The organism is Streptomyces kanasensis (assembly GCF_043077165.1).
GTDB classification, from domain to species: Bacteria; Actinomycetota; Actinomycetes; order Streptomycetales; family Streptomycetaceae; genus Streptomyces; species Streptomyces changanensis.
Genome location: NZ_JBIBSF010000012.1, coordinates 53,124 through 71,628 on the forward strand (window position 1 = coordinate 53,124; position 18,505 = coordinate 71,628).

General features: G+C 74.6%; 12 protein-coding genes and 2 pseudogenes. 8 read left to right on the plus strand and 6 right to left on the minus strand.

Going from position 1 to position 18,505, the window contains the following annotated elements:
- Positions 1 to 65 precede the first annotated feature (65 nt).
- Positions 66 to 488: a secondary thiamine-phosphate synthase enzyme YjbQ gene (locus ACF053_RS26430; protein ID WP_391956281.1), complete on the minus strand. Its 423-nt coding sequence runs from the start codon at positions 486 to 488 to the stop codon at positions 66 to 68.
- Between the two features lie 96 nt (positions 489 to 584).
- Here ACF053_RS26430 and ACF053_RS26435 point away from each other — a divergent pair.
- Positions 585 to 1,688 (plus strand): annotated as a pseudogene (locus ACF053_RS26435) (FAD-dependent oxidoreductase); the annotation flags it as partial.
- 294 nt (positions 1,689 to 1,982) lie between these two features.
- Here ACF053_RS26435 and mltG read toward each other — a convergent pair.
- Together mltG and ACF053_RS26445 are read right to left on the minus strand one after the other, a co-directional pair.
- Positions 1,983 to 2,840, minus strand: coding sequence for an endolytic transglycosylase MltG (mltG, locus tag ACF053_RS26440; protein WP_391956282.1), 858 nt, complete (start codon positions 2,838 to 2,840; stop codon positions 1,983 to 1,985).
- 242 nt (positions 2,841 to 3,082) lie between these two features.
- Positions 3,083 to 5,008 (minus strand): ABC transporter ATP-binding protein, encoded by a 1,926-nt coding sequence (locus ACF053_RS26445; protein WP_391956283.1) that lies wholly within the window; start codon positions 5,006 to 5,008, stop codon positions 3,083 to 3,085.
- A gap of 113 nt (positions 5,009 to 5,121) precedes the next feature.
- On the opposite strand from ACF053_RS26445, the gene ACF053_RS26450 reads away from it, so the two are divergent.
- Both ACF053_RS26450 and ACF053_RS26455 read left to right on the plus strand, forming a co-directional pair.
- The gene (locus tag ACF053_RS26450) at positions 5,122 to 5,571 is read left to right on the plus strand and encodes a MarR family winged helix-turn-helix transcriptional regulator (protein ID WP_391956284.1); all 450 of its coding nucleotides are present in this window, start codon (positions 5,122 to 5,124) and stop codon (positions 5,569 to 5,571) included.
- Positions 5,572 to 5,931: 360 nt separating this feature from the next.
- Entirely contained in the window at positions 5,932 to 7,398 is a 1,467-nt protein-coding gene (locus ACF053_RS26455) for a Gfo/Idh/MocA family protein (protein WP_391956285.1), read from the plus strand.
- 93 nt (positions 7,399 to 7,491) lie between these two features.
- Here the strand turns inward: ACF053_RS26455 and ACF053_RS26460 are convergent, their stop codons facing one another.
- Entirely contained in the window at positions 7,492 to 9,138 is a 1,647-nt protein-coding gene (locus tag ACF053_RS26460) for a peptide-N4-asparagine amidase (RefSeq protein ID WP_391956286.1), read from the minus strand.
- A gap of 283 nt (positions 9,139 to 9,421) precedes the next feature.
- On the opposite strand from ACF053_RS26460, the pseudogene ACF053_RS26465 reads away from it, so the two are divergent.
- Both ACF053_RS26465 and ACF053_RS26470 read left to right on the plus strand, forming a co-directional pair.
- Positions 9,422 to 11,242 (plus strand): annotated as a pseudogene (locus ACF053_RS26465) (ABC transporter transmembrane domain-containing protein); the annotation flags it as partial.
- Between the two features lie 236 nt (positions 11,243 to 11,478).
- Positions 11,479 to 13,266 (plus strand): ABC transporter ATP-binding protein, encoded by a 1,788-nt coding sequence (locus ACF053_RS26470; RefSeq protein WP_391956287.1) that lies wholly within the window; start codon positions 11,479 to 11,481, stop codon positions 13,264 to 13,266.
- Between the two features lie 158 nt (positions 13,267 to 13,424).
- On the opposite strand, the gene ACF053_RS26475 is transcribed toward ACF053_RS26470, so the two are convergent.
- Positions 13,425 to 14,216, minus strand: coding sequence for a metal-dependent hydrolase (locus ACF053_RS26475; RefSeq protein ID WP_391956288.1), 792 nt, complete (start codon positions 14,214 to 14,216; stop codon positions 13,425 to 13,427).
- A 119-nt stretch (positions 14,217 to 14,335) separates the two neighbouring features.
- On the opposite strand from ACF053_RS26475, the gene ACF053_RS26480 reads away from it, so the two are divergent.
- A complete protein-coding gene (locus ACF053_RS26480; RefSeq protein WP_391956289.1) occupies positions 14,336 to 16,849 on the plus strand; it encodes a DEAD/DEAH box helicase in 2,514 nt (837 codons plus the stop codon).
- A gap of 12 nt (positions 16,850 to 16,861) precedes the next feature.
- On the plus strand, positions 16,862 to 17,728 hold the full coding sequence (locus ACF053_RS26485) for an acyl-CoA thioesterase (protein WP_391956290.1): 867 nt from the start codon (positions 16,862 to 16,864) through the stop codon (positions 17,726 to 17,728).
- A 3-nt stretch (positions 17,729 to 17,731) separates the two neighbouring features.
- On the opposite strand, the gene ACF053_RS26490 is transcribed toward ACF053_RS26485, so the two are convergent.
- Positions 17,732 to 17,941 (minus strand): DUF6011 domain-containing protein, encoded by a 210-nt coding sequence (locus tag ACF053_RS26490; RefSeq protein ID WP_391956291.1) that lies wholly within the window; start codon positions 17,939 to 17,941, stop codon positions 17,732 to 17,734.
- A gap of 72 nt (positions 17,942 to 18,013) precedes the next feature.
- Between ACF053_RS26490 and ACF053_RS26495 the strand changes: the two genes are divergently transcribed.
- Positions 18,014 to 18,502: a glutathione peroxidase gene (locus ACF053_RS26495; protein WP_391956292.1), complete on the plus strand. Its 489-nt coding sequence runs from the start codon at positions 18,014 to 18,016 to the stop codon at positions 18,500 to 18,502.
- Positions 18,503 to 18,505: the final 3 nt, after the last annotated feature.

Sequence of the window (18,505 nt, forward strand, 5' to 3'; positions counted from 1 at the left end):
GAGAAGCGACGCTGAACCGCTTGGTCCGGCCGGACATCCCGCCTACGGTCCCGCGATACCCGCCGCTACCCGAGGAACGACAGCCGTACCTGGCGGTCCGGGTTGTCCTTGTTGGTGTCCACCAGGCAGACCGACTGCCAGGTGCCCAGCGCCATGCGGCCGTCGATCACCGGGAGGGTCGCGTGGGGCGGGACGAGGGCGGGCAGGACGTGGTCGCGGCCGTGGCCGGGGCTGCCGTGGCGGTGCTGCCAGCGGTCGTCCGCGGGCAGCAGGGTGTGCAGGGTGGCCAGCAGGTCGTCGTCGCTGCCGGAGCCCGTCTCCAGGACGGCCACGCCGGTCGTGGCGTGGGGCGCGAAGACGTTCAGCAGGCCGTCCCGGCCGGCCGCGACCTCGTTCAGGAAGGACGCGCAGTCCTCCGTCAGGTCGTGGACGACCTCGCGGTGTCCGGTGGCGATCCGCAGCGTTCGGGTGGTGAATGCGTCGCTCATGCCTCCATGGTGCCCGCTGTGCGGCCGGGGAAGATCCCTCCGCTCCGGCTGGTTGGTGGAAGGGTGAACGGTTTCGAGGTGCGTGACGTGCGGGGCGTGCGGGACGTGGACGTGGTCGTCGTGGGGGCCGGGCAGGCGGGATTGTCCGCCGCGTACCACCTGCGGCGCGCCGGGTACGAGCCGGACCGCGACGTGGTCGTCCTCGACCACGCGCCGCGGCCGGGCGGCGCCTGGCAGTTCCGGTGGCCGTCGCTCACGTACGGCAAGGTGCACGGCATGTACGCGCTGCCCGGCATGGAGCTGACCGGGGCCGACGCGGGCCGCCCGTCCGCGGAGGTGATCGGGGAGTACTTCGCCCGGTACGAGGAGGCGTTCGCCCTGCGCGTGCACCGGCCCGTGCACGTGGCGGCGGTACGGGACGGCGGGGACGGCCGGCTGCGCGTCGAGACGTCCGAGGGGGTGTACGCGGCGCGGGCCCTGATCAACGCCACCGGTACGTGGGACCGCCCGTTCTGGCCGCGCTACCCCGGGCAGGAGACGTTCCGCGGGCGGCAGCTGCACACGGCGGACTACCCGGGTCCCGAGCCGTTCGCCGGGCGGCGGGTCGTCGTGGTGGGCGGCGGCGCCTCCGGCACCCAGCACCTCATGGAGATCGCGGACGTGGCGGCGGAGACGACGTGGGTGACCCGGCGCGAGCCGGTCTTCCGCGAGGGGTCCTTCGGCGAGGCGGAGGGGCGGGCGGCCGTCGCCCTGGTGGAGGAGCGGGTGCGGCAGGGGCTGCCGCCGCGCAGCGTGGTGAGCGTGACCGGGCTGCCGCTGAACGACGCGGTCCGTGCGGCACGGGAGCGGGGCGTGCTGGACCGGCTGCCGATGTTCGACCGGATCACCCCCACGGGCGTGGCGTGGGACCCCGCGCCGGCTGCGGGCGCGGGCGACGGTGGGCGGCCCACGGCGGGGCGGGTGGTGGACGCGGACGTGATCCTGTGGGCGACCGGTTTCCGGGCGGCCGTCGACCACCTCGCGCCGCTGCGGCTGCGCGAGCCGGGCGGCGGCATGCGGCTGGACGGCACCCGGGCCGTGCGCGATCCGCGGGTCCACCTCGTGGGGTACGGGCCGTCGGCGTCGACCATCGGGGCCAACCGCGCCGGGCGCGCCGCCGTCCGCGACGTCAGGCGGCTGCTGGAGCGGCCGGCCGACGGGACGGACGTGTCGGGGCTCGGCGGGGCGGGCGCACCGGGGCTCGGCGGAGCGTCGGGTGCCGGCGGGTCCGCGACCGACGTGGCCGACGAGACTGCCGGGGCTGCCGGGACTGCCGGGACTGCCGGGCACGGGGACGCGGGTGCCGGGGCCTCGGGTGCCGGTGACGCCGGGGCGGCGCGTGACAGGGCCGTCGCGGGTGCCGCCCACGGGGCCGCCGCGGGCGCCGGTGCCGGTGGGGCCGTGGTGCGGGGAGCGCTCGTCGGTACGGGGCGCGCGCGGGCGGACGCCTGAGTCTCAGGGCGTGGCGCTGCGGCGGTGGGCGTTGAACTCCTCGACGTTCCGCTGCTGTTCGGCGTAGTCGTCGGTGAAGCGGGTGTCCCCGGGCCGCACGGTCACGAAGTACAACCAGTCGCCCGGAGGCGGGTCGATCGCGGCGTGCACGGCCTGCTCGCCGGGGTTGCCGATCGGTGTGGGGGGCAGGCCCGTGCCGACGTAGGTGTTGTAGGGGCTGTCGATGCGGGTGTCGGCGTGCGAGGTGTCCAGGGTGGAGCGGCCGAGGGCGTAGTTGAGCGTCGAGTCCATCTGCAGCGGCATGCCACTGGCGAGACGGTTGTGGATCACCCGGGCCACCTTGCCCATGTCCTCCGCGGTGTCGGCCTCGGCCTGCACGATGCTGGCGATGGTCACCGTCTCGTAGAGGCTGAGGCTGCTCCGTTGGGCTCCCTGCGTCACACGGGAGGTCCCGAACCGCTCGCCCGCCGTGGTGACCATGTAGCGCAGGAGGCCGCGCGGCGTCGTGGCGTCCACGACCGGGTACGTGGCCGGGAAGAGGAACCCCTCGGGGTTCCCCCGGGCGGCGGCGGGCAGGCCGAGTCCCGGTGACGCGGCGGTGGCCCGGGTGGTGCCGGGCGGCACGCCGAGGGCCTTGTCGACCGCCTCGTACACCTGGGTGGAGCGCCAGCCCTCGGGGATGAGCAGGTGCCGGGGCTCTTCGCGCGGCGGCGGGGCGGGCTCGCGCATGAGGAGCAGGGGCACCAGGGTGCCCGCCGCGACGAGGGCGAGCACACCGGTGATCAGTACCAGTCGGCCACGACGGGTCAGGCGCGGCCGTCGGTGTCTGCGGCGGGACTTCCTCGGGATCGGGAACCTCATGCGGGCACGCTAACCCGCAGATCATCATAAAGCGTGCATATCCGACTTCACGCCCCGCGTGCCCGAACAAGCGAACGCGGGATCGGATGTTCGCCGGAACGTGTGGTCGGCACCGGAAGCCGTTGCTCCGCACGCGTGCGGCGCAGGATGCTTACGGTGCGCAAGCGACGGGCTGCAGACCGCGAGGGCGCGAGTCCCACACACATGCACGACGCACAAGGAGTCCCACCCCATGAACCTCATCACCAACCTGCTCGCCGGTGTCCTCCACTTCGTGGGCTGGCTGGTCTGACGCTCGCTCCGTCCGGCGCCGTCGCTCCCCCGTCCCAGGGGAGCGGCGGCGCCGCCGCGTGTGCGCCGTCCGCGCCCATGCGGGCGTCGCCGTGGACGAGGGCGGCGTACCGGCCTCCCTTGGCGAGGAGCTCGGCGTGGCTGCCGCGCTCGACGATGCGGCCGGCGTCGAGGACGACGATCTGGTCGGCGGCCCGCACCGTGGAGAGCCGGTGGGCGATGGTGATGGTGGTCCGCCCGGCGGAGAGGGCGTCGATCGCCTGCTGCACGGCCTGTTCGGTCCGGGTGTCCAGGGCGCTCGTCGCCTCGTCGAGGATGAGGACGGGCGGGTCGCGCAGGATGGTCCGGGCGATGGCGAGGCGCTGCTTCTCGCCGCCGGAGAAGCGGTAGCCGCGCTCGCCGACGAGGGTGTCGTAGCCGTCGGGCAGCGAGGCGATGTGGTCGTGGATCTGCGCCGCCCTGGCCGCGGCCTCGATCTCGGCGTCCGTGGCGTCCGGCCGGGCGAAGCGGAGGTTGTCGGCGACGGACGCGTGGAAGAGGTACGTCTCCTGGGAGACGACGCCCACGCCGCGGGCGAGGGTGTCGAAGTCGAGCTCGCGCACGTCGACCCCGTCGAGCGTGACGCGGCCGTCGGTGACGTCGTAGAGCCGGGGCACCAGGTAGCTGAGGGTGGACTTGCCGGAGCCGGTGGCGCCGACGACGGCGAGGCTGCCGCCCGCGGGGACGGTGATGTCGATGCCGTCGAGCGTCGGTCCGCTCTTCTCGTCACCCCGGTCGTAGTGGAAGGCGACGTCCTCGAAGCGGATCTCGCCGCGGATCCGCTCCAGGCGCACGGGCCGCTCGGTCTCGGTGATGTCGACCGGCAGGTCCAGGTACTCGAAGATCCGCTGGAAGAGCGCGAGCGAGGTCTGGATCTGCACGCCGGTCGAGAGCAGGCTGACGGCGGGGCGCAGCAGTCCCTGCTGGAGCGTGACGAAGGCGACGAGCGTACCGATGGAGATGGTCGGCCCGCCGGCCCGCAGGGCCAGGCCGGCCGCCCAGTACAGCAGGGCGGGCATGGCGGCCATGACGATCGTGATGGTCGCCATCCGCCACCGGCCGGCCATGGAGGCGCGGACCTCCAGGTCGACCAGGCGCTCGGACTCGTCGGCGAAGGAGCGGGTCAGGGAGTCCGCCCGGCCCATGGTGCGCCCCAGCAGGATGCCGCTGACGGAGAGCGATTCGGTCACCGTCGCCGCCATCGCGGCCATCTGCTTCTGCCGCTGGGTCGTGATCGCCTTGCGCTCGCGGCCCACCCGGCGGCTGATCCACACGAAGACCGGCAGCAGCAGGAGCGAGACGACCGTCAGCCGCCAGTCCAGCGCGAGCATCGCGACGATCGTCGCGAGGACGGCGGTGACGTTGGAGACGAGGGACGTCGCGGTCGACGTGACCGTGGCCTGCATGCCGCCGATGTCGTTCGCGATGCGGGACTGCACCTCGCCCGTCCGCGTCCGGGTGAAGAAGGCGAGCGGCATGCGCTGGAGCTGGGCGTAGACGGCGGTGCGCAGGTCGTGCATGACGCGCTGCCCGACCGTGGTGGAGATCAGCGTCTGCAGGACGCCGAAGACGCTGGTCACCACCGCGGTGAGGATCATGCCGAGCGCGAGGAGGGTCAGCAGCCCCGTGCGGCCCTGGGGGATGGCGGTGTCGAGGATCTCCCGCAGCAGGAACGGCGAGGCGACCCCCACCAGGGAGGAGGCGCCGACGAGCAGGCCCACGAAACCCAGGCGGCCGCGGTACGGCCGGAAGAGCCGGAGGATGCGGCGGATCTGCGCCGGGGGCTGGTCCGGGTCGTGGGGCGGTGGCGTCCAGGTGGACTCGGCGTGGATGCGCATGGCTCCTTCGAGAGGTCGTCGTGTCCCGCGGCCACGGGACGCGCCTGCGACGGAGAGCATAGCTCATTGTGAGGACAGGTAACAGTGAACATGCTCCTGCTACCCTGCCGATTATGAACGCACCCGACGCCGACGGCCTCCTCGCCGAGCAGCTGCTGCGGCTGACCCGCCGGCTCCACCGCAGCCAGAAGCGGCAGTTGGAGGCCGTGGACATCCGCATCACGCCCGCCCAGTCGCGCCTCCTGCGGACGGTCGCGCACTACGAGTCGCCGCCGCGCATGGCCGACCTCGCCGAGCGTCTGGAGGTGGTGCCCCGGGCGGTGACCAGCCTGGTCGACGGGCTGGAGGCGAGCGGCCGGGTGCGCCGCGTCCCCGACCCGGCCAACCGCCGGGTGATCAGGATCGAGCTCACCGAGGAGGGCCGCGCCACGCTGCGGCGGCTGAGGAGCGCGCGCCGGGCCGCCGCGGAGGACGTCCTGGCACCCCTGACCACCGGCCAGCGCGAGGTGCTCGGCGGGCTGCTGTCCGCCCTGGTCGACGGGGTGCCCGACCAGCGCTGCTGAGCCGGCGAGCGCCCCGGGGCGAGGCGACCGCCCGCCCGCCCCGAGGCGCGGTACCGGCAGGTCCTCGACGATCCTCCCGGGGCCCGCACTCGGCACGGCCACCGGCACCGCCTCGGCACCCGGCGGCGTTCCCCGCCCAGGCCGGCGCCGCCGTCCCCGGCCGCCCGTCCCCGGCCGCACGCGCCGAGCCCACCCGGCACGCCCACCCGGTACGAACACCCGTATCCGGCCGGTCGCGGTCCCCGGCGCACGCACGCGCCGCGGAAGGCCGATCCTCTCCCTTGCGCACCCCCGGCCGGGCGGCCAGGGTCCTTCCCGGGACAGGTGAACCAGCCGTGCACGTCATGTACTGGAGGTTCCATGAGCGACTCGGTTCCCGGCGACGACGCGGTGCCCGGTGCCCCCCGGGTCCCCGCCGCGCCCTCACGCCGCGGCGTGCTGCGGACCACGGCGGGCGCGGCGGGCGCCGGGCTCGGACTCGCCGCCCTCGGCGCCGCACCGGCCGCGGCGGCCGCCCCGCGCCCCGCCGGCGGAACGGCGGCGGGCCCGGCGGAGCCCGCGCCGCCACCCCGCCAGGGCGCCACGATGGCGGGCGTGCCGTTCGAGCGGCGCAGCACCGTACGGGTCGGGATCGTCGGACTGGGGAACCGCGGCGACAGCATGATCGACCTGTTCCTCGCCGTCCCCGGCACGCGCGTCACCGCCGTCTGCGACCCGGTCCGGGAGAAGGCGGCGCGGGCGGCCGCCAAGGTGGTGGCCGCCGGGCAGCCGGCGCCGGCGGTGTACACGCACGGCGACGGCGCCTACGCGCGGCTGTGCGAGCGCGGCGACGTCGACCTCGTGTACGTCGCCACTCCGTGGGAGCTCCACTTCGAGATGGCGCGGACCGCCCTGCTCAGCGGCAAGCACGTCGGCGTCGAGTGCCCCGTGGCGATGACCCTGGACGAGCTGTGGGCCCTGGTCGACCTGTCGGAGCGGACGCGGCGCCACTGCATGCAGCTGGAGAACTGCTGCTACGGCAGGACCGAGACGCGCGTGCTGCGCATGGCGCACGCGGGGAAGTTCGGCGAGCTGCTGCACGCCGCCGGCGCGTACCACCACGACCTGCGCGAGCTGCTGTTCTCCCCGACCTACTACGAAGGGCCGTGGCGGCGGCTGTGGCACACCCGGCTGCGCGGTGACCTGTACCCGAACCACGGCTTCGGGCCCGTCGCCAACTACCTGGACGTCAACCGGGGCGACCGCGTGGTCGGCATCAGCAGCTTCGGCACGCCGGCCCTGGGGCTGGCCGAGTACCGGGCGGCCCACATGCCGCCGGACCACCCCAGCCGGAAGGAGTCCTACGTCGGGAGCGACCGCACCGTCAGCATGCTGCGGACCGCCAAGGGCCGGGTGATCCGGCTGGAGCACGACGTGTCCACGCCGCACCCGTACAGCCGGGTCAACAGCCTGGGCGGCACCCGCGGGGTCTTCGAGGACTACCCGGCCCGCGTCTACCTCGAACCTGACCACAAGGACCACCAGTGGGGCGACTTCTCGGTCTACGCCGGGGAGTTCGACCACTGGCTCTGGCGGGAGCACGCCGACCCGCCGGGCGGGCACGGCGGCATGGACTACCTCATGGTGTACCGGCTGACGCAGGTCATGCGGCTGGGTCTCGTACCGGACTTCGACGTCTACGACGCCGCCACCTGGTCGGCGCCGGTGCCGCTGAGCCACTCCTCGATCCGGGCCCAGGGCGCCCCCGTGGCGTTCCCGGACTTCACCCGCGGCGAGTGGCGCCGTTCGCGGCCCGGGGTGGACTCGGAGCGCCCGGCCGAGGCGTAGCCCGCGGCGCCCCCGCCCGCGCCCCCGCCCCGCCGGCCCGGTGGCGGGCGCGCGGAGGGGCGGGGCGGTGGCGGTGGGGTGCCGGCGGAGGGTTCAGCAGCGTGTGCGGTCCTCCGTCACCACCCCCTGCGCGGTGCGCACGAGGCGGTCGTGGCAACCGGCTGAGCCGCGGAGCCGGTAGTGCTCGGCGGACGAGCCGACCGCGTGGCGCTGGTCGCGGGGGACGCCCGTCGTGTACGTCGCGTCGCCGGTGTACGTGTCGTCCAGCCGTGACCAGGTGGGCGGCCGGCCGCCGCGGGTCGCGACGGTGTGGGCGTGGTCGCCGAGGGTCAGCACCGTCCGCAGCCGGTCGCCGGCGCCGACGGTCGTCGTGCCGTCCATGGTGTACGTCCTTCGGGTGCGCGTGGTCGCGCCGCCCGCGGTGACCGTCTCGTGGTCGCTCCAGGTGGCGTCGAGGGCGTCGGGGTTCTCGTCGGCGCCCCAGCGGTGGACGGAGGTGTGGGTGAGCGCGCGGGTGACGGTCGTGGCGGTCCTGCCGCGGGAGGTGTCGACGTGTCCGGCCACCGTGAGCCGGTGGGCCGCCGCCGTGTCGACGCGGTGCTCGGCGCCGGGGGTGTGGCGGGAGGTTCCGGTGGCGCCGCCGTCCTCGTGCCGGGTGAGGGCGCCGGTGACGACGGCGCGGCCCTCGTCCCGCCACAGCAGCAGGTTCGTCGGGGTGCTCCAGCCGGGCCGTCCGGCCGGCACCCCGGCGACGGTCACCTCGACGCGGTGCGGGCGGCCGTCGTTGAGGAGTCCGGCGAACGGCGTCAGGTCGAGGACCACGGGCTGGACGTCGAAGGCCCGGGGGCCGGGGACGACGTACCAGAGGAACGGGTTGGACCAGCCGCCCGTCCAGACCGTCGGGAAGGGCGCGGCGATGCCGGCGAGCCGGCCGTCGACGCTGACGCGGACCTCGCGGTGGGGGCCGCCCTCGGCGGTGCAGCCGTAGGGCGCCCCGGTGGGGACGGTCAGGTACCAGTACTCCTCGCAGCCGCCGCCCGAGCCGGTGGCGTACACCTCGGCGAGGATCCGTTCGGTGTTGCGCGGGGTGGTGACGGAGCCGCCGTCGCCGAGGGGGAGGACGAGCTCCGGGGTCGCCGCCGGGTCGGGGGCGGTACGGCCGGGTGCGGTGCGGTCGCCGGGTGCGGCACGTCCGGGGGCGGCGTAGAAGGTGAGGGTCACGGTGACGTCGATGACGCCGGTGTGGGTGTCGTCGACGACGTTGCCGATGAGCATCTCGACCGGCTGGGGCCGGCTCAGGGTGTCGCTGTAGCGGGTGACGTCCTTCTCCACCGACCAGGCGATGCCGTCGGGGGACGGCTGGGGCGTGGACGTGCGCAGGACCTCGACGCCCCCGACGGCGAGGTGGCCGAGCCGGTCGTACTGGCGTCCCCGCACCCGGCCGTCGAGCCGGAGGACGACCGCGCTCCACCGGTCGCCACACCCCTCGGGTGGCGTGTAGGCGCCACGGTAGGGGGTGAAGTCGCGGAACTGCGCCCGGGCGACGGTGACCTCGCAGGAGGGCACCCCGCGCGGCCGGTGCACCGGGGGCGCGGCGGTGAGTGGGTCGTGCCAGTCGGTGCCGAACTCGGCCGGTGGCTGCGGGAGTCGGCCGGCGGTGGCGGCCGGCGGGCCGGTGAGGAGCGCACCGGCGGCGAGCGCCAGGGCGCTGAGCGTGCTCATGACTGCGCGTCGTCTCATGGGGCGGAAGTGAAGCGCCGGACGGAGTCGGGCGCCAGGGACGGGACGCGGCGTTGGCGCGTTCCGTGCGAGGCGGCGGAAAACCCTTTGCCCCGGGCCCGTCGGCGGGGTGAACCTGACACGTCTCCGCCGCGCCCCGGCCGTCGGCGGTGTCCTCCGCCCTGCCCGCCGCCCCCGCCTGCGCCGCCGACCGCCGTCGACCGCCGTTTCCGCCCGCCGCCCCCCTCGCCCCGCCCGCACGCACCCGCCCCCGCCCGTACCCGCCGAGAATGTCTGGGACGCCATGCAGATCCGCCACCTCCCGTACGCCGACCCCGGCGAACCCGACGTCCGTTCCGGTGCCCGCTTCCTGGTGTGGCTGGGCAGGCGCCAGCTGGGCGGGCAGCTCGCCTCGCTCGGCTGGGGGCTGGTGATGAACCTGGGCATCATCGGGCTGCCGGTGGGCGTCGGCCTCGCCGTCCAGGCGGTCGTGGACGGGTCGGGTGTCCGGCTCTCGCTCGCGGGCGGGCTGATCGCCCTGCTCGGCGTGACCATCGCCGTCGGGGATGTGATGCTGCACCGGACCGCGGTGACCAACTGGATCACCGCGGCGACCCGCGTGCAGCAGTTGCTCGCCCGCAAGGCCGCCGAGTTGGGCTCCGTGCTGACCCGCAGGGTGGCGGCCGGTGAGGTGGTGGCCGTCTCGACCGGTGACGTCGAGAAGATCGGCTGGTTCGTGGAGGCCCTGTCCCGGTTCGCCGCGGCGGCCGCCACGCTGGTCGCCGTCTGCGCCGGCCTGGTGCTGTACCACCCCGCCCTCGGCACCGTCGTCGCGCTGGCCGTGCCGGTACTGGCGCTGGCGCCCCTGCCGCTGCTGCCCCGGGCGACCCGCCGCGCCGACGAGCAGCGCGAGAAGGCGGGACGGGCGACGGAGCTGGCGACCGACACGGTCGCCGGACTGCGGGTGCTGCGCGGCATCGGGGGCGAGGAGCTGTTCCTCGACCGCTACCGCGCCGCCTCACAGGAGGTGCGCGGCGCCGCCGTGCGCAGCGCCCGCTCGTGGGCGCTGATCGCCGCCGTACAGGTGGTCCTGCCGGGACTGCTGCTGATCGGCGTGGTGGGGTACGGGGCGCGGCTCGCGCTGGACGGACGGATCGCGGTCGGCGACCTGGTGGCCGTGTACGGGGCGGTGCTGCTGATCCAGCACCCGCTGCGCCAGTTCGAGGAGATCGCCATGGCCTACTCGTTCTCGCGGCCCTCGGCGCGCCGCGCCGCGCGGGTGCTGGCGCTGTCGCGCACCGGGCCGGGGACCGGCGGAGGTGCCGTGCCGCCGGGCGGGGACGGGTCCCCGCCTCGGCACGAGGGCGGGCCCCTGCCGTCGGGTGAGGGCGGGTCGTGGCCGCCGGAGGGGGAGTTGCACGACCCGCTGACGGGTCTGCGGGCCGCAGCCGGGCGGTTCACCGCCGTGGTGTGCGGCGACCCGGACGCCGCCGGGCGGCTCGCGGAACGGCTGGGCGGCCATCCGGCCGACGGCGGCCCGGAGCACGTACCGGTTCTCGTGGGCGGCGTCGCGCTGGACGGGCTGCCCTTGTCGGTGGCCCGCACCGCGGTGCTCGTGCAGGACAAGGACCCGGTGCTGCTGTCGGGGACGCTGCGGGAGCTGCTGGACGTGCCCTCGTCCGGTGCGGTGACCGCCGCCCGGGCGCTGGAGGCCGCCCGGTGCGGGGACGTGCTGGACGCCCTGGCGCAGGCGTCCGCCGAACCGGACGGCGACCCGATGGAGACCCCGATCACCGAGCGCGGCCGGTCCCTGTCGGGCGGGCAGCGGCAACGGCTCGCCCTGGCCAGGTCGTTGGTGACCGACCCCCCGGTGCTGGTGCTGGACGAGCCGACGTCGGCGGTCGACTCGCACACCGAGGCGGCGGTCGCGGCCGGGATCCGGCGCCTGCGCGAGGGGCGCACGACGGTCGTGTTCACCTCGTCGCCGCTGCTGCTGGACGTGGCCGACCGGGTGGTCCTGGTCCACCGGGGGCAAGCGGTCGCGGCGGGCGCCCACCGGGAGCTGCTGCGCACCGAGCCACGCTACCGGGCGGTCGTCTCCCGCGACACCGGCCCCGACGCCGCACCCGGCACCCGGCCCGACGCCGGACCGGACGCCCAGCCCGGCACCCCCGCCGACGCCAGAGCCGGCACGGGCACGCGCACCGGCACCCCGGCCGACGCCGGCGGCCCGCCGAGCGCTGTCCCCGTGCCCGTACCGGGCACCGAGGCCGTGCCCGTGCCCGCCGCCACGGAGCCCGCGGCGGCCGAGTCCGCCGCCCGTGCCCGTACCGCACCACTCCCCGGACGGGAGGAGTCCGCATGACCGGGCACGCCCTGGTACCACCGCAGTACGACCCCGCGGCGCCGCGATCCGCCACCACGCTGCCCGTCGGCAGCCCCGCCACCGTGCGCCGGTACGTGCGGGAGCTGCTGCGCCGCCACCGGCGGGCGTTCACGCTGCTCGTCGCGGTCAACGCCGTGGCGGTCGTCGCCTCGATGACCGGCCCGTACCTGCTCGGCTCGCTGGTGGACCGGCTCGCGGCCGGGGAGGACCGACTGCACCTCGGGCGGACCCTGCTCCTGTTCGCCGTCGCGCTCGCCGTGCAGACGCTGTTCGTGCGGCTGGTGAGGCTGCGCGGGGCGATGCTCGGCGAGGAGACGCTGGCGGACCTGCGCGAGGACTTCCTCGTCCGGTCGGTCCGGCTGCCGCCCGGCGTGCTGGAGCGGGCGGGGACGGGGGACCTGCTGTCGCGCGTCACCACCGACGTCGACCGGCTGGCCGAGGCCATGCGGCAGGCGGTGCCGCAGCTGGCGATCGGGGTGGTCTGGGCGGGCCTGCTGCTCGGCGGGCTCGCGGTGACCGCGCCCCCGCTGGCGCTGTGCGTCCTGGTGGCGGCGCCGCTGCTCGTCGTGGGCTGCCGCTGGTACTTCCGGCGGGCGCCCGCCGCGTACCGCTCGGAGGCCGCCGGGTACGCGGCGGTGGCCGCCGCGCTCACCGAGACGGTCGACGCGGGCCGCACGGTGGAGGCGCACCGGCTCGGGGCGCGCCGCGTGGCGCTCTCCGACCGTCGGATCGGGCAGTGGACGGCGTGGGAGAGGTACACGCTCGCCCTGCGCTCGGTGTTCCTCCCGGTCATCAGCCTCACCCACACCACGGTGCTCGCCTCCGTGCTGCTGATCGGCGGGGCGTTCGTGCTCCAGGGCTGGCTGGACGTCGGCCGGCTGACCACCGGGGCGCTCCTCGCGCAGATGCTGGTGGAGCCGGTGGGGATCATCCTGCGCTGGTACGACGAGCTCCAGGTGGCGCAGGTGTCACTGGCCCGGCTGGTCGGCGTGCGGGAGATCGAGCCGGACGCGGGGGACGCGTCGGTGCGGCCCGAGGGGCGCGAGGTGCGGGCGGACGAGGTGCGCTTCGGCTACCGGGAGGGCGTCGACGTGCTGCACCGGGTGTCGCTCGGGGTACCGCCCGGGACGCGGCTCGCGCTGGTCGGCCCGTCGGGCGCCGGCAAGTCGACCCTGGGCCGGCTGCTCGCCGGCATCTACGCGCCGGGCTCCGGCCGGGTCACGCTGGGGGCGGCGGAGTTGGCGCGGATGCCCGCCGAGCGGGTCCGGGAGCACGTGGCGCTGGTCAACCAGGAGCACCACGTCTTCGTCGGGTCGTTGCGGGACAACCTGCTGCTGGCCCGGGCCGGGGCGGACGACGGCGCGCTGTGGTCGGCGCTGGCCGCGGTCGGCGCCGACGGCTGGGCACGGGCGCTGGAGGGCGGTCTCGACGCGGAGGTCGGTTCGGGCGGACAGGGGCTCACCCCGGCGCAGGCCCAGCAGGTGGCGTTGGCCCGGCTGGTGCTGGCGGACCCGCACACGCTGGTGCTGGACGAGGCGACGTCGCTGCTCGACCCGCGGGCCGCGCGGCACCTGGAGCGGTCCCTGGCCCGGGTCCTGGAGGGGCGTACGGTCGTCGCCATCGCGCACCGGCTGCACACCGCGCACGACGCCGACCTGATCGCGGTGGTGGAGGGCGGCCGGATCACCGAGCTGGGCGGCCACGACGCGCTGGTGGCCGCGGACGGGGCGTACGCGGCGCTGTGGCGGTCCTGGCACGGGTAGCACCGACCCGCTCCCCCGCCCGGCGCTCCGGCAGGACACCGCCGCCCCGCTCCCCCGCCCGTCCCGCGGGACACCGCCCCCACCCCGCTCCCCCGCCCGTCCCGCGGGACACCGCCCCCACCCCGCTCCCCCGCCGGGGCGCACGCGCCCCGGCGGGGTCAGACCAGGCCCAGCGCGAAGGCGCCGCCCACGCCGCCGAGCACCATGAACACCGGCATGAGCACCCGCACCTCGACCCAGCTGCCCGCCCGGAAGCGCAGCACCTTGGGGGGCCCGATCGGGTACCAGCGCTTGCCGCCTATCGGTATCGGCCACAGGATCGGGCAGCCGGAGACGGTGAGCGCGTCACCGACGTCGTGGACCAGCGCGCCGAGCACGACGGGCAGCCCCAGCCACAGGTACTCCTGGCCCGGCGCCTCGAACAGCCAGTTCGCGCCGTTGCCGGGCTGGTCCAGGATGCCCGCGAGGATCCAGGCGCCGGCCGCGCCCAGCAGCCACACGAGGATGTCGCTGGAGACCCGGGCGGCCCGCCACAGCAGGCCCTCGACGGCCAGGACGACGTGGACGAAGAGGAGCGCGAGGACCCCCCACCGGCCGCACTGGACGGCGAGCGCCGAGGCGCCGGCGCCGATCGCGGCCGCCCACACCCAGGTGTGGGTCAGGGTGCGGTGGCCGCCGCTCCGGCGCGCGTCGGCGCGGGTGCGGGTGGCCTTGTAGACGGCGTAGGACAGCTTGTCGACGACCTCGCACACCCACTTGGACAGCGGCCCGAAGGCGCGCGAGATCGTCGCCGACTTGTGGTCGAGGTCCGGGGCGAGGGCCGCACCGGCGCAGATCAGCGCTCCGGCGACGAGGACCGGCCACGGCATGGCGTGGCCGGCCGCCGCGGTGGCGGCGCCCACGCCGAGCCAGGCCGCCGCCCCGGAGAGTGAGTGCGCCGGTCCCATCATGTGCGTGCCGCCCCCGTGGTCGTGTGGTGGTGCCGAGTTGACGGCACAGGCTACCGCTCGTGATCTTGGTGCCGGTGGCCGGTTCCCGCTTCACGGGGGAAGCCAGGCAAGATGGGGTCGTGACCCTTATCGATCAGCTGCCGCAGACCGCCGATCCCGACGCCCTCTTCGAGGCCTTCTCGTCCTGGGCGGAGGGCCGTGGCATCTCCCTCTACCCGGCCCAGGAGGAGGCGCTGATCGAGGTCGTCTCGGGCGCCAACGTGATCCTGTCCACGCCCACCGGCTCCGGCAAGAGCCTGGTGGCGGCGGGGGCCCACTTCACGGCGCTCGCCAACGACCAGGTCACGTTCTACACGGCGCCGATCAAGGCGCTCGTGTCGGAGAAGTTCTTCGACCTGTGCAAGCTCTTCGGCACCGAGAACGTCGGCATGCTCACCGGCGACGCGTCGGTGAACGCCGACGCCCCGGTGATCTGCTGCACGGCGGAGGTGCTCGCCTCGATCGCGCTGCGCGACGGCAAGGACGCCGACATCGGCCAGGTCGTCATGGACGAGTTCCACTTCTACGCGGAGCCCGACCGCGGCTGGGCCTGGCAGATCCCGCTGCTGGAGCTGCCGCAGGCGCAGTTCGTGCTGATGTCGGCGACGCTCGGCGACGTGTCGATGTTCGAGAAGGACCTCACCCGCCGCACGGGCCGCCCGACGGCGGTGGTCCGCTCGGCGACGCGACCGGTCCCCCTCTCGTACGAGTACCGGCTCACGCCCATCACCGAGACGCTGACGGAGCTGCTGGAGACCAAGCAGGCGCCCGTCTACATCGTCCACTTCACGCAGGCGCAGGCCGTGGAGCGCGCGCAGTCGCTGATGAGCATCAACATGTGCTCGCGCGAGGAGAAGGACCGGATCGCCGAGCTGATCGGCGGTTTCCGCTTCACCACGACGTTCGGCAGGAACCTCTCGCGGTACGTGCGGCACGGCATCGGCGTGCACCACGCGGGCATGCTGCCCAAGTACCGGCGGCTGGTGGAGAAGCTCGCCCAGGCCGGCCTGCTGAAGGTCATCTGCGGGACGGACACCCTCGGCGTCGGCGTCAACGTCCCCATCCGCACGGTGCTGTTCACGGCGCTCACCAAGTACGACGGCACCCGGGTGCGCACGCTGCGGGCCCGCGAGTTCCACCAGATCGCGGGCCGTGCCGGCCGGGCGGGCTTCGACACGGCCGGGTTCGTGGTGGCGCAGGCGCCCGAGCACGTCATCGAGAACGAGAAGGCGCTCGCCAAGGCGGGCGACGACCCGAAGAAGCGCCGCAAGGTGGTCCGCAAGAAGGCCCCGGAGGGGTTCGTCGGCTGGACCGAGAACACCTTCGAGAAGCTGATCGCCTCCGAGCCGGAGCCGCTGACCTCCCGCTTCCGCGTCACGCACACCATGCTGCTGTCGGTGATCGCCCGCCCCGGCGACGCCTTCACCGCCATGCGCCGGCTGCTGGAGGACAACCACGAGCCGCGCAGGAACCAGCTGCGGCACATCCGCCGCGCCATCGCGATCTACCGCTCGCTGCTGGACGGCGGCGTCGTGGAGCAGCTGGACGAGCCGGACGCCGAGGGGCGCAGGATCCGGCTCACCGTCGACCTCCAGCAGGACTTCGCGCTCAACCAGCCGCTGTCGACGTTCGCGCTCGCGGCGTTCGACCTGCTCGACCCGGAGTCCCCGTCGTACGCCCTCGACATGGTGTCGGTGGTCGAGTCGACGCTCGACGACCCGCGCCAGATCCTCGCCGCCCAGCAGAACAAGGCGCGCGGCGAGGCGGTCGGCGCGATGAAGGCGGACGGCGTCGAGTACGAGGAGCGGATGGAGCGGCTCCAGGACGTCTCGTACCCCAAGCCGCTGGAGGAGCTGCTGTGGCACGGGTACAACACCTACAAGACGTCGCACCCGTGGGTCGGTGACCACCCCGTCTCGCCGAAGTCCGTCATCCGCGACATGTACGAGCGGGCGCTGACCTTCACGGAGTTCACGTCCTTCTACGAGCTGGCGCGGACCGAGGGCATCGTGCTGCGGTACCTGGCGTCCGCGTACAAGGCGCTGGACCACACCATCCCGGACGACCTGAAGACGGAGGACCTTCAGGACCTGATCGCCTGGCTGGGCGAGATGGTGCGGCAGGTCGACTCCTCGCTGCTGGACGAGTGGGAGCAGCTGGCCAACCCGGAGGTGGAGACGGCCGAGGAGGCCCAGGAGAAGGCCGACCAGGTCAAGCCGGTCACGGCCAACGCCCGCGCCTTCCGGGTCCTCGTGCGCAACGCCCTGTTCCGCCGCGTGGAGCTGGCCGCGCTGGACCAGCTCGCCGAACTGGGCGCGATGGACGGCGAGTCCGGCTGGGACGAGGAGCGGTGGGCGGAGGCGATGGACGCGTACTGGGACGAGTACGACGACCTCGGCACCGGCCCGGACGCGCGCGGCCCGAAGCTGCTGTCCATCGAGGAGGACGCGGAGCACGGCCTGTGGCGCGTCCGGCAGACCTTCGCCGACCCGAACGGCGACCATGACTGGGGCATCAGCGCGGAGGTGGACCTGGCGGCCTCGGACGAGGAGGGCCGCGCGGTCCTCCGCGTCACCGACGTCGGCCAGCTCTGAGAGGACCCACGGATGACGAACCCCGCCGAGAGACTCGTCGACCTGCTCGACCTGGAGCAGATCGAGGTCGACATCTTCCGCGGCGCCAGCCCGCAGGAGTCCCTGCAACGGGTCTTCGGCGGGCAGGTCGCCGGGCAGGCCCTGGTCGCCGCCGGCCGGACGACGGACGGCGGCCGGCCGGTCCACTCGCTGCACGCGTACTTCCTGCGGCCGGGCATCCCCGGTGTGCCGATCGTGTACCAGGTCGAGCGGGTCCGGGACGGCAGGTCGTTCACGACCCGCCGGGTCACCGCGATCCAGCAGGGCAAGACGATCTTCAATCTGACGGCCTCCTTCCACCAGCCGGAGGAGGCGGGCTTCGAACACCAGCTGCCGCCGCGGCTGGACTTCCCGCCGCCGGAGGAGCTGCCTTCGGTCACGGACGAGATCCGCGAGCACCTGGGCGCTCTGCCGGAGTCGCTGGAACGGATGGCGCGCCGCCAGCCGTTCGACATCCGCTACGTCGACCGGCTGCGCTGGACGGCGGAGGAGGTCGAGGAGGCCGACCCGCGCAGCGCGGTGTGGATGCGCGCGGTGGGCCCGCTCGGCGACGAGCCGCTGATCCACACGTGCGCGCTGACGTACGCCTCCGACATGACCCTGCTGGACGCGGTCCGCATCCCCATCGAGCCGCTGTGGGGCCCGCGGGGCTTCGACATGGCGTCGCTGGACCACGCGATGTGGTTCCACCGCCCGTTCCGCACCGACGAGTGGTTCCTGTACGACCAGGAGTCGCCGATCGCGACGGGTGGGCGGGGCCTGGCGCGCGGCCGCATCTACGACCGCGGGGGCCGTCTGCTGGTGTCGGTGGTCCAGGAGGGCCTGTTCCGGCGCCTCTGAGCGTCACAGCCCCGGCAGCGCCTCCTGATCGACCTCGTGGCGCCGCGTCCTGATGTCGGGGCCCGCCGGACGCAGCTTGGCATCGCAGGCGGGCCCGAGTCCGGTGCGCCGGGAGGCGGCGCCGGTCAGCGGCCGCCCGCACAGCCGGCACCGCACCGGCCGTGGGCCGGGGGCGACGGTCTCGGTCTCCAGCGGAGGCTGTTCCTGGTCCACACCCGCCTGTCTACCAGGCGGGGCGTGTTTTGATCGACCCTGTTGGCAGTGCCCTTGGAGGAGGAGTCCCGCATGTCCCTGTACGACATCCCGCTGCACGGCCTGTCCGGTGAGGCGACGACCCTGGCCGAGTACGAGGGCAAGGTGGTCCTGGTGGTCAACGTCGCCTCGAAGTGCGGGCTGACCCCGCAGTACGAGGGTCTGGAGCGGCTCCAGAAGACGTACGGCGCCCGGGGCTTCACGGTGCTGGGCGTGCCGTGCAACCAGTTCGGCGGCCAGGAACCGGGCACGGCGGAGGAGATCGGCGCGTTCTGCTCGGCGACCTACGGCGTGACGTTCCCGATGCTGGAGAAGACGGACGTCAACGGCCCGGGCCGGCACCCGCTGTACGCGGAGCTGACGAAGACCGCGGACGTGGACGGCGAGGCCGGGGACGTCCAGTGGAACTTCGAGAAGTTCCTGATCTCCCCGCGGGGCGAGGTCACCCGCTTCCGCCCGCGCACGGAGCCGGAGGCGGCCGAGCTGGTGGCGGCGATCGAGGCGCGGCTGCCGCGGGCCTGACGG